Here is a 10,805-nt window from a genome sequence, read left to right as displayed (position 1 = left end):
CGGACGCCGGCGCGGCCGGCGCGGGTGTCGCACGGATCGGCATGACCACGTCGTCGGCCTGGGACGGGTTCTACGACATCGTCGTGTCGCCCGAGGCGCGCGCCGCGCTGGACGCCGGGGTGCGTGCCCTGGCCGGGGCCGGGCACGAGATCGACGAGACCGCGCTGGCCGAGGCCCCGGAGTACGGGCCGGCGTTCCGGACCCTGTGGATGGGCGGGGCGTCGGCGGTGCCGATCGACGACCCGGCGACCCTGGACAGGCTGGAGCCGCTGACGCAGTGGCTCATCCGCACGGGCCGCACCGTCCCCGCGCGACAGCTCGCCGAGGCGGTGCGCACCCTCACCGGGTTCGAGCGCTCGCTCGTCGCGCAGGTCAGCGCGTACGACGCCGTCATGACCCCGGCCCTCGCGCTGACGCCGCGGCCGATCGGCTGGTACGACGCGGAGGACCCCGAGCGGAACTTCGAGCAGCAGTGCCAGTACACGCCGTGGACGTCGATGCTGAACGTGGCCGGGCTGCCCGCGATCACCGTGCCGACCTACTGGACCGAGCCGACGGCCGACGCGCCCGCCGGGCTGCCGATGGGGGTGCAGCTCATCGGCCGGCCGGGCGGCGAGCTCACGCTGCTGGCGCTGGCGGCCCAGCTGGAGTCGGCCCTCCCGGGCCGGCGCGCCTTCCCGCTCTGACCTGTCAGACGTACAGGTCACCATTGGGGCCTGTACGTCTGACACGGGGTTCGGCCGTGGCCGAATGAGGTTCCGCCCCGCCAGGGCCCGTGCTTCGGTACCCCTAGCGGGTATCTGCGCACGAGGACACGAGGAGACCGGGACCATGACCGAGACCTTCGAGGCGGCCGCCCCGGCACGGCGCAGCCGCTGGACCGGGACCTGGCCCACCAACACCGGCTGGGTCGTGCTCGGCGCGCTGACCGGCTTCGGCCTGCTGGTGGGCGGGACGGCGATCGCCGGCGGCACCTGGCAGGACGCCGTCGCCGAGGACCCGACCACCGCCGTCGGCGTCGCGGCACTCTGCTACCTGGCCGCCGCGGTGACCGGAGTGCGCTGGACGGCGTGGCTGGTCGCGCTGCTGGCGTCCGCGATCCCGGTCACGTCCGAGCTGCTGGACACGCCCCGCTGGATCGCGTTCGTACTGGTGGGCCTCGTGCTCACCGGCGTCGGGCTGGCCCGAGGCCGCAGTGCGACCTGGCCGCAGGCCGCCGCGATGGCCGGCTTCTTCGGCGTTGCCGCCGTCGCCCTGTTCCTGGAGCCGCGCGTCGGGCTGGCCCTCGCGGGCCTCGCCCTCGCCGCGCACGCAGGGTGGGACGTGCTGCACTACCGGCGCGACGTGGTGGTCAACCGCTCGCTCGCGCTGTGGTGCATCGGCCTCGACCTCACGATGGGCGGCATCTGCGTGGCGCTGGCGCTGTAGTCGTCAGTCCTCGTCCGGGAGGCAGCCGAACGCCTCGTCGAAGCCGAGCGCGGCCGTCGCGAGCAGGCCTGCCAGGCCCGAGCCCTCGGGCACGGGACGCGGGTCGTCGGTCACGACCCACAGCCCGTCGACGACGTCGTACCCGGCCTGCGGGCCGTCGGCCACCAGGCTGCCGACGGCGGCGATCAGCCGCTCGATCTCCTCGCCGGCGGTGCCGACGCCGACCGAGGCACGCACCGCGCCGGCGTCAAATCCGAGGCGGCCGAGCAGCGGGTGCGCGCAGAAGCGCCCGTCCCGCACGCCGATGCCGTGCTCCGCGGACAGGTACGCGGCGACGAGGCCCGGGTCGTACCCGGTCACGGTGAAGGTCACGACACCCACGGGGTCGACGGCGTCGGCCCAGACCCGCACGACCTCGACGCGGTCGATGGCCTCCAGGCCGGACACGAGCCGCTGCCGGAGGGCGTTCTCGTGCGCGACGACGTCGGCCGGGTCCAGCGCGGCGAGCTCCTCGCACGCCGCGGCGAGGGCGACCGCACCGATCACGTTGGGCGAACCGGCCTCGTGACGGGCGGGACCGTCGTGCCACTCCGTGCCGCCCACCCGCACGCGGCGGACGGCGCCGCCGCCCGCGAGGTACGGCGTGCCCGCGTCGAGCCAGTCGCGACGGCCCACCAACACGCCCGCGCCGAACGGGGCGTAGGTCTTGTGCCCGGAGAAGGCGAGGTAGTCGACGCCGGTCGACTCCAGCGAGATGCGGCGGTGCGGCACGAGCTGGGCACCGTCGAGCACCACCCGCGTGCCGAACTCGTGGGCGACGGCGACGATCTCGGCGATCGGGAGCGACTCCCCGGTCACGTTCGAGGCGCCGGTCAGGGCCAGGAGAGCGAACGGGCGGTCCGCGGCGGCGTCAGCCAGCTCCTCCCGGATCTGGGCGACGGTCGCGGCCACGGTGGCGCCGCCGGTCAGCACGGTCGCGCCGGTGGTGCGCTGCCAGGGCAGCAGGTTCGCGTGGTGCTCCACGTCGAGCACCAGCACGCGGCCGGGCTCGCCGTCGGGCTGCGCGGGGACGCAGCCCGCCAGGAGGTTCAGGGAGTCGGTGGTGTTCCGCGTGATGATCGTCAGGTCGTCCTCGCGGGCGCCGACGAACGCGCCGATGGTGCGGCGGGCGGTCTCGTACAGCGCCGTGCTCACCTGCGAGAGGTAGCCGGCGCCGCGGTGCACGCTGGCGTACAGCGGCAGCACCTGGGTGACGCGGTCGGCGACAGCCTGCAGAGCCGGGGCCGACGCGGCGACGTCGAGGTTCGCGTACGAGACCTGGGTGCCGTCCACGAGCGGGACGAGCGTGCCGCCGCCGACCACGGGCCGCAGCGGGGCGAGGTCGGTCACCGCGGTGGCACGGCTGATGGTGGGAGCAGACATGGCGTCCTCCAGCACAGTCCTGGGGGAGGTTCCCCCGCGCTTGCCGCGCGCGGGTGCGCGCGGCCTGGTCGTCACCCGGGGCACCCCACCGCGGAGGGAGGGTTGCCGGCCAGCGAGCCGGGGCTTGACGCTGGCGCTCATGACCTGCGGCCATCCTGTGCTGCGGGCAAAAGTCCTGTCAACGCATGTCTCAGATGCTGGTCCCACCTGCTGGGCGAGCCGATCGGGCCGCGAGAGCGGCGACGCGGGCCGCGTCCGAGCGGTACATCGCGGCGTGCGCGCGCAGCTCCGCCGGCCCGCCGTCGTCGGCCCTGGCCTCGCTGAACGCGGCGAGGTCCGTCAGGCGCTCTGCCATCGTCCCGAGCACCTCCGCGCGCGACCAGCTGGCCCCGTACGCGTCGACCAGCGCGTCCAACCGGGCCAGCGGATCCAGGTGGCCGACGTCGTAGGACACCCCGGCGAACGCGTCCGCCGCGAACGGGGCCAGGCGGTACGCGGTGTAGGCCAGGTCCCACAACCGGGGGCCGGGTGAGGCCGTGTCCACGTCGATGAGACCGGCGAGCCGACCCGCGCGGAACACCATGTTGTACGGCGCGGCGTCGTTGTGGCAGATCACCTCGGCCGGCTCGCGAGCGGGTAGCTGCCAGACGGCACCCGGCAGGTCGATGCCGACGGACGCGTCGTGGAGCCGGCGCAGGAGGCGCCCGGCGTCGCGCAGGTTCTCCTCGGACCAGAGCCACTCCGGGGCCGGCCAGCCCGGGACGTCGCCCGGGAGGAACGAGACGATCTCGCGCCCCCGCTCGTCGAGCCCGAACGGCTCCGGCACCTCCGTGACGCCGCGGTCCCGGACCTGGCGCAGGTACGCGTGGACCGTGGGCGTCCACGGCCCGGCGGACCGCCGCACGGTGTCCCCCGCGCGCACGACCTCGGACATGTCCCCGCCGGTCAGCGGTTCCTCGTTCCCGGGCATCGGCGTCATGGTCGTCATGGTCCCAGCAGCGCGAGCGGGACCACGGCGATCCCGTCCTGCGGCCGGCGGTAGGCGAGCGGCCCGGTGGTGACCACGACGGCGTCGAGCAGGTCGTCGCCCAGCTTCTCCTTCAGCCAGCGCAGGTGCCGCACGTCCCTGTCGGTCGGCACCCTGTTCAGCTTGATCTCGATCGCCAGCACCTTCCCGTCGTCGCGCTCCACGATGAGGTCGACCTCGTGCTCGCCACCCTTGGTCCGCAGGTGCAGGACGCGCGCACGCTCGACCTCCGCGTGGACGCGGACGCTGAGGGCCACGAGATGCTCGAACAGGGCCCCGAGGAGAGTGCCGTCCCGGGCCACGATCTTTCCGGGCTGCGGCTTGTCGATCAGCGCACCGGCCCCGACACCCAGGAGCCGTGCCGCGAGCGCGGGATCGGCCAGGAAGTGCTTCGAGGCCTGGGTGAGCGACGCGAGGCGGTTCCGGCTCCCGACCCAGGCCGGCACCTCGTCCAGGATCCACAGTCGTTCCAGCGTGTCGCGGTAGGCCGCCGTCGTCGGACGGGTCGGTTTGTCGCCGATCCCCTGGGTCGCCGCGTCGAGGATCGTCTCGTACGTCGCCGTGGTTCCCGTCACCGCCGCGTAAGCGGTCAGCCAGGCCTCGAGCACCCGGGGACGACGGACGACGTGACCGAGCTCGCTGAAGTCGTGCTCGACGATCCGCGTCAGGTAGCTCTCGAGCGCATCGCGGCGATGCACGCCCTCCAGGCCCCGGATGGCGGGAAATCCAGAACGGACGATCTCCTCGGCGTACTCCTCCAGCACCACCTCGGTCCGCCCGCCGATCTCGGCAGGGCCGTCAGCGAGCAGCCCGGCGAACGAGACCGTGGGGGACTGGATCTGTCGCTCGGCGAACGACATCGGCCGCATGCGGACCCGGACGATGCGGCCGGCGCCCGAGTGGGTCGTCGCCCGCGGCGTGGCGGAGCCGGTCAGGAGGAACGAACCGGCACCCGCCCCGTCGTCGACCGCCCGGCGGACGAGATCCCAGGACTGTGGCATGAGCTGCCACTCGTCGACGAGGACCGGCGCTGGCTCCCGGCCCAACCTCCCCGGATCGATCGCCAGGAGCTCTGCCTCGTCCGCGCGGTCCAGCCGGATGATCGTCCGGGCGAGGCGGGCGGCGGTCATCGTCTTGCCGACCGCCTTCGGCCCCTCGACGGCGACGGCCGGCAGCCCCGCGAGCATCTCGACGAGACGGGGGTCGATCGCCCTGGGGGCGTAGGTCATCGCGAGCCTCGTACTTTACAGATCGCCGGACTTAAACTTTACAGGAAGTCAGGATCAAACTTTACGGCATGGGACAGCTGGTTGCCTGTCGAGACGCTGTTCCACCCACCGGACACATGTCGTAGGGTTGGCGGCGACCATCCCGAGCGGCCGAGTGACGTGGCACGACGACGCCGCAGCAACCCAGCGTTCCCCGCAGCAGCGGAGGACGGCCGAGGGTGCTACCGCCACGACCGATGGAGGAGCATCATGAGCGACCCCGCGCGCATCGACGTCCGGCCCGCCGACGGCTACGCCGGCGACATCACGCCCGAGCAGGCCTGGGAGCTGCTGGCCGGCGACCCGTCCGCCGTCCTCGTGGACGTCCGCACCCAGGGCGAGTGGCGCACGATCGGCACCCCCGACACGGCGACGCTCGAGAAGCAGCCCGTGTTCAGCGAGTGGGTGCAGGCCGGCGGTGTGCCGAACCCGCGGTTCCTGGAGGAGCTCCGGGCGGCCGGTGTGACCGACGGCCCCATCGTCTTCCTGTGCCGCTCCGGCCAGCGCTCGATCGCGGCGGCGCGGCTCGCCACGGCGTCGGGCATCGCGCCGGCGTACAACGTGCTGGACGGCTTCGAGGGTGCGCCCGGGGCCGACGGCGTCCGTGACCAGCAGGGCTGGAAGGTCGTCGGGCTGCCCTGGACGGCGGGTCCCGCGTGACCGTCACCGGTGCGTTCCCGGCGGACGCGAACCCCGGCGGCTCCGGCCGCAAACCGCTGCCGGCCGGGGTGCGCCCCGCGACGCTCGCCGTGCGCGGCGGGCACCAGCGCAGCGAGTTCCAGGAGACCAGCGAGGCGCTGTTCCTCACGCAGGGCTACGTCTACGACAACGCGGCCGAGGCCGAGGCCGCCTTCACGGGCGACGTCGACCGGTTCGTCTACTCGCGCTACGGCAACCCGACCGTGCACACCTTCGAGGAGCGGCTGCGCCAGCTCGAGGGCGCCGAGGCCTGCTACGCGACCGCGAGCGGCATGTCCGCCGTGTTCACGGCGCTGGCCGCGCTCGTGGGGTCGGGCTCGCGGATCGTGGCCGCCCGGGCCCTGTTCGGGTCCAGCGTGGTGATCTTCGAGGAGATCTTCAAGAAGTGGGGTGTGCGCACCGACTACGTCGACGGGCACGAGCTGTCGCAGTGGCAGGAGGCGCTGTCCACGCCCGCGGACGTGGTGTTCTTCGAGACGCCCTCGAACCCGATGCAGGACATCGTCGACGTGCGTGCCGTCGTGGACCTGGCACACGCCGCCGGGGCCGTCGTGGTGCTCGACAACGTGTTCGCCACCCCGCTGTTGCAGCAGCCGCTGGAGCTGGGCGCCGACGTGGTCGTGTACTCGGCGACCAAGCACATCGACGGGCAGGGGCGTGTGCTGGGCGGGGCGATCCTGGGCTCGACCGACTACATCACCGGTCCCGTGCAGACGTTCATCCGCAACACCGGGCCGTCGCTGGCGCCGTTCAACGCCTGGACCCTGCTCAAGGGACTGGAGACCCTGCCGGTGCGGGTCGCGGCGCAGGGGGCCAGCGCCCTCGCCGTCGCGCACGCGCTGGAGGAGCTGCCGGCGGTGGGTACGGTGCGGTACCCGTTCCTGGACTCACACCCGCAGGCCGAGCTGGCGCGCTCCCAGATGAGCGGCGGCGGCACCGTGGTGACGTTCGACCTGGCGGTCCCCGAGGGGTCCGACGCCGAGGCCGCGAAGCAGCGCACGTTCCGGTTCCTCGACGCCCTGCGGCTGGTCGACATCTCGAACAACCTGGGCGACGCGAAGTCCCTGATCACCCACCCCGCCACGACCACGCACCGCAAGCTCGGCGCGACCGGCCGGGCCGCCGTCGGCATCTCGGAGACCACGGTTCGGCTCTCGGTGGGCCTGGAGGACGTGCGGGACATCATCGAGGACGTCGAACAGGCCCTCGCTGCGCCGACGAGATAGAACCAGGGCGAGACAGAACTCTGGTTCTGTCTCGCCCTGGTCCTGCCTCGCCGTAGCTCTTACTTCGGCAGGGCCGCCGCGAGGATCTCTCGGGCATGGCTCGTGCGGCCCTCCAGGAGGGCGACGTCCGACGTCGCGATCGCGCGCGACGCCGCCGGTGACACGCCGTCCGCCGGGTCGAGCGCGGCGGCCTGCGGCGTGGCCCGCTGGTCGCCGTGGTGGCCCCTGCCGCCGGTCGTCAGGCCCCAGCCGAACGGGAAGAGCGGGTCGTAGTCCCGGTCGCCCACGTTGACCACCGGGTCGTCGGCCGACCGCGGCCACGAGACCGGCAGCCTGCCCGTGAACTTCCGGTCGCCGAACAGCACGTCCGCGACGCCGGCACCCTCCGTGCCCGGCAGCCACGACGCGACCAGCGCGTCGATCGAGCCCAGCCGGTCGGTGAGCACCTGCGGCCGCCCCGACACCACGAGGACCACGCAGGTCGGGATCTCGGCGCAGACCTTGTCCACGACCGCCGCGTCGCCCGGCTGCAGCAACATCGACTTCTCCTCGCGCGGTACCCCTCCGTCGGCCGGGTCCCAGGCCCACTCGGGCCCGCCCACGTCGCCGAACCCCTCGGCGTACGGGGTCTCGCCCACGACGACGACGCCGACGTCGGCCCCGTCGGTCGGCGCGGACGCGTCCTCGCTGAACGTGACGTCGTCGGCCGCCGCCCGGATGCCCTCCAGGATCGTGGTGCCCTCGGTGACGTCGCCCGAGAAGCCCTGCCAGGTACCGGTCCAGCCGCCGGCCTGGTTGCCCAGGTCGTCGGCGTTGCGGCCCGCGACGTAGATGCTCTCGTCCTCGTCCAGGGGCAGCGCGCGGCGGTTGTTCTTGAGCAGCACCTGCGACTTCGCGACCGCCTCGCGGGCGATGGCGCGGTGCTCGGCGGACCCGATCTCGTCGGCGCGCGAGCGGTCGGCGAACGGCTCCTCGAACAGCCCCAGCTCGAACTTGGCGGTCAGGATCCGGGACACGGCGTCGTCGATCCGTGCCTCCTTGACCTGGCCGTCGCGCACCGCCGCGACCAGCCGCGTGTGGAACCGCCCGAACTGGGACGGCTCCATGAACATGTCGACGCCCGCGTTCACGCTGGTGACGATCTGCCCCGTGGTGGGCGAGTCGTCGGCGAGCGGCGGAATCTGGTGGATGCCCTGCCAGTCGCTGATCACGAGGCCGTCGAAACCCTGCTTCTGCTTGAGCCACCCGGTGATCAGCTCGCGGCTCGCGTGCATCTTCACCGGGTTGCCGAGCCCGTCGTCGGTCCAGTCGATGCTGGAGAAGCTCGGCATGACCGAGCCGACGCCCGCCCTGAGCGCCGCGGCGTAGGGCGGCAGGTCCACCTTCTCGACGTGGCGCCGGCTCTGCTGCGTGATGCCCTGGTCGATCGTGTAGTCGCCCTCGCCGGTGCCGAAGGCCGTGTCGCCGTCGCCCACGAAGTGCTTGGCCGTCGCGAGCACCGACCGGTTGCTCTCCAGGTCCTTGCCCTGGAACCCGGCCACGGCCGCCGCGCCGAGCACGCTCGCGAGCGCGGGGTGCTCGCCGAACGACTCGTAGGTGCGGCCCCAGCGGTCGTCGCGCACCACGCAAACGCACGGCGCGAACGTCCACGGGATGCCGGTCGCGCGGGTCTCCGTGGCGACCATGCGCTCCGCGCGTGCGACGAGCAGCGGGTCGCGTGTGGCACCGAGCCCGATGTTGTGCGGCAGGATCGTGGCGCCGTCCAGGTTGCCGTGCCCGTGCACCGAGTCGACGCCGTAGATCAGCGGGATCTGCAGCCGCGTCGCGAGGGCCTGCGTCTGGAAGCCGTCGACGGCGTCGGCCCACGCCTCCGGCGTGTTCTCGGCCGGCGTCGAGCCTCCGCCGCTGAGCACCGAACCGAGACCGAGCTCGGCGATGACCGCCGGGTCACCCGTCACGTTCCCGCGCTCGGCCTGGGTCATCTGCCCGGCCTTCTCGGCGAGCGTCATGCGCTTCAGGAGGTCGGCGACGCGCTTCTTGGTGGACAGGTGCGGGTCGAGGTAGGGCAGGCCGTGCGCCCGCACGACGACGACGGGCCGGCCCGAGACCTCGGCGTCCCGCGACCGCAGGGTCACGGGGACCGTCTCGGCCGTCTCACCGGCTTCCGACGCGCGGGTGGTGATGTGCAAGGTGCGGACGGTGCCGGACGGCGTCCCGGCGGGGAACTCGAGGGTTCCGGAGCCGGCCACGTAGTCGGCGTCGGCGGTGGCCGTGCCGGAGCCGGTGCTCCAGCCCACGCTGACCGGGGCGGCGAGCGCGGCGTCGTCGGCCGACTCGACGGTGACGGTGACGGTCGCGGTGTCGCCGTCGTCCACGAAGGTGACGGGGCCCGCGCTCACGACGGCGTCGGCGGGCGTGGTGGCCCTGGTGGTCTCGGGAAGAGCGAACAGTGTCGTGGCGGCGAGAGCCGCCACGGCGATGAGTGCCGGTGTTCTGCGGACGCGGTGGTGCTGCGCCGCGCCTGAGATGGCGGACATCTGAGGTATTCCTCTCTTCTTTGGGAGGTGATTTACCGATCACACACCGCGGCCCCGCAGGGCACAAGCCAGGTTGACCCCTGGATAGGGTGATTCGGTGGACCCCATTGCCCCCTTTGCGACAGTGCTGCGCGCCGACAATCCCGGCCCTATGACGCTGGACGGAACTCGGTCGTACGTGCTGCGCGCGCCCGGGTCGCCCGGCTGCGTGGTCGTGGACCCGGGTCCGGACCTGGCGCCGCACCTCGCCGCGCTGGCCGGCGCCGGACCCGTCGACCTGGTGCTGGTGACCCACCGGCACGCCGACCACACCGGCGGTCTGGCGCGGTTCCGGGAGCTCACGGGCGCGCCGTCACGAGGCGTCCTCCCGGAGTTCTGCGCGGGCGCCGGGCCGCTCACCGACGGCGAGGTGCTGGAGGTCGCCGACCTCCGCGTGGAGGTGCTGGCCGCCCCAGGGCACACGGCGGACTCGGTGTGCCTCGTGGTGTCGGACGGCGCGACCTCCGTGGTGCTCACGGGCGACACGGTGCTGGGCCGCGGGACCACGGTGCTCGCCGAGCCGGACGGGTCGCTGCGCGACTACCTGGCCTCGCTGGACCGGCTGGGCGCGCTCGACCTGCCCGACCCCGTGCGGGGCCTGCCCGGGCACGGGCCGGTGCTCCCGGACCTGCGTGCCACGGTGGGCGCGTACCGCGCGCACCGGACGGAACGGCTGGACCAGGTGCGCGCGGCGCTCACCGCGCTCGGAGTGTCGCTGCCCGACGCCGACGACCCCCTCCCGGACCCGCTCCTCGACGCCGTGACCGGCACGGTGTACGCCGACGTCGACCCGTCGGTGCTGCCGGCGGCCCGCTCGTCGGTCCGCGCGCAGCTGGACTACCTGCGCGGGCGGACGTGAGGCAGAGCCCTGGCGGTACGGTCAGAGCGGCTTGCCGAGGAACAGGAGCTGGGCGTCGTCCGAGTCGTAGGGCGGGTACGGCAGCACCGGCCGGTAGCCGAGCTTCCCGTACAGGCGCAGCGCGGTGGGCTGCCGGATGCCCGTGTTGAGGTAGGCCGCCAGGCCGCCGCGCCTTCGGGCCGCCTCCTCGAGGTGCCCGACCAGGGCCGAGGCGACGCCCGCGCGGCGCACCGACGGGTCCACGAAGACGCTCTGCAGCTCGAACCCGCGGGACGCGCTCGCCTCCGCGGCGGCCGCGAT

The 10,805-nt window shown here is 73.5% G+C and carries 10 protein-coding genes and 1 riboswitch; of the genes, 5 read left to right on the top strand and 5 right to left on the bottom strand.

Annotated elements, in window-relative coordinates:
* On the top strand, window positions 1-686 hold a 686-nt coding region (locus tag PROKR_RS09890), incomplete at its 5' end, for an amidase family protein (RefSeq protein WP_245605775.1).
* 145 nt (window positions 687-831) lie between these two features.
* On the top strand, window positions 832-1,428 hold the full coding sequence (locus PROKR_RS09885) for a hypothetical protein (protein ID WP_051432840.1): 597 nt from the start codon (window positions 832-834) through the stop codon (window positions 1,426-1,428).
* A 3-nt stretch (window positions 1,429-1,431) separates the two neighbouring features.
* On the opposite strand, the gene PROKR_RS09880 is transcribed toward PROKR_RS09885, so the two are convergent.
* From PROKR_RS09880 to PROKR_RS09870, 3 genes are all read right to left on the bottom strand, one after another.
* Window positions 1,432-2,850 carry an aminotransferase class V-fold PLP-dependent enzyme gene (locus tag PROKR_RS09880; protein WP_036962646.1) on the bottom strand — a complete coding sequence of 473 codons (1,419 nt, stop codon included), beginning with the start codon at window positions 2,848-2,850 and terminating at the stop codon, window positions 1,432-1,434.
* Between the two features lie 31 nt (window positions 2,851-2,881).
* A riboswitch (SAM riboswitch) is annotated at window positions 2,882-2,995 on the bottom strand.
* A 45-nt stretch (window positions 2,996-3,040) separates the two neighbouring features.
* Window positions 3,041-3,829 carry a phosphotransferase enzyme family protein gene (locus PROKR_RS09875; protein WP_245605774.1) on the bottom strand — a complete coding sequence of 263 codons (789 nt, stop codon included), beginning with the start codon at window positions 3,827-3,829 and terminating at the stop codon, window positions 3,041-3,043.
* A 5-nt stretch (window positions 3,830-3,834) separates the two neighbouring features.
* Window positions 3,835-5,106 (bottom strand): ATP-binding protein, encoded by a 1,272-nt coding sequence (locus PROKR_RS09870; RefSeq protein WP_036962644.1) that lies wholly within the window; start codon window positions 5,104-5,106, stop codon window positions 3,835-3,837.
* A 249-nt stretch (window positions 5,107-5,355) separates the two neighbouring features.
* Here PROKR_RS09870 and PROKR_RS09865 point away from each other — a divergent pair, with 249 nt between their 5' ends.
* Complete coding sequence (locus PROKR_RS09865) at window positions 5,356-5,805, top strand: rhodanese-like domain-containing protein (protein ID WP_051432839.1); 450 nt, start codon at window positions 5,356-5,358, stop codon at window positions 5,803-5,805.
* On the top strand, window positions 5,802-7,070 hold the full coding sequence (locus PROKR_RS09860; protein WP_036962642.1) for an O-succinylhomoserine sulfhydrylase: 1,269 nt from the start codon (window positions 5,802-5,804) through the stop codon (window positions 7,068-7,070). Before PROKR_RS09865 ends, PROKR_RS09860 begins: the two co-directional genes overlap by 4 nt.
* A gap of 59 nt (window positions 7,071-7,129) precedes the next feature.
* Here PROKR_RS09860 and PROKR_RS09855 read toward each other — a convergent pair whose 3' ends face one another.
* Window positions 7,130-9,607 (bottom strand): glycoside hydrolase family 3 N-terminal domain-containing protein, encoded by a 2,478-nt coding sequence (locus PROKR_RS09855; protein ID WP_036962640.1) that lies wholly within the window; start codon window positions 9,605-9,607, stop codon window positions 7,130-7,132.
* 151 nt (window positions 9,608-9,758) lie between these two features.
* Here PROKR_RS09855 and PROKR_RS09850 point away from each other — a divergent pair, with 151 nt between their 5' ends.
* The gene (locus PROKR_RS09850; protein ID WP_245605778.1) at window positions 9,759-10,505 is read left to right on the top strand and encodes an MBL fold metallo-hydrolase; all 747 of its coding nucleotides are present in this window, start codon (window positions 9,759-9,761) and stop codon (window positions 10,503-10,505) included.
* 21 nt (window positions 10,506-10,526) lie between these two features.
* Here PROKR_RS09850 and PROKR_RS09845 read toward each other — a convergent pair.
* A partial coding sequence (locus PROKR_RS09845; RefSeq protein WP_157602000.1) for a GNAT family N-acetyltransferase occupies window positions 10,527-10,805 on the bottom strand: 279 nt, incomplete at its 5' end.

This window comes from Promicromonospora kroppenstedtii DSM 19349 (genome assembly GCF_000515355.1).
Classification (GTDB): domain Bacteria; phylum Actinomycetota; class Actinomycetes; order Actinomycetales; family Cellulomonadaceae; genus Promicromonospora; species Promicromonospora kroppenstedtii.
The sequence above is the reverse complement of the archived record's forward strand: the minus strand, read 5'-3'. Positions and strand labels throughout refer to the sequence as shown.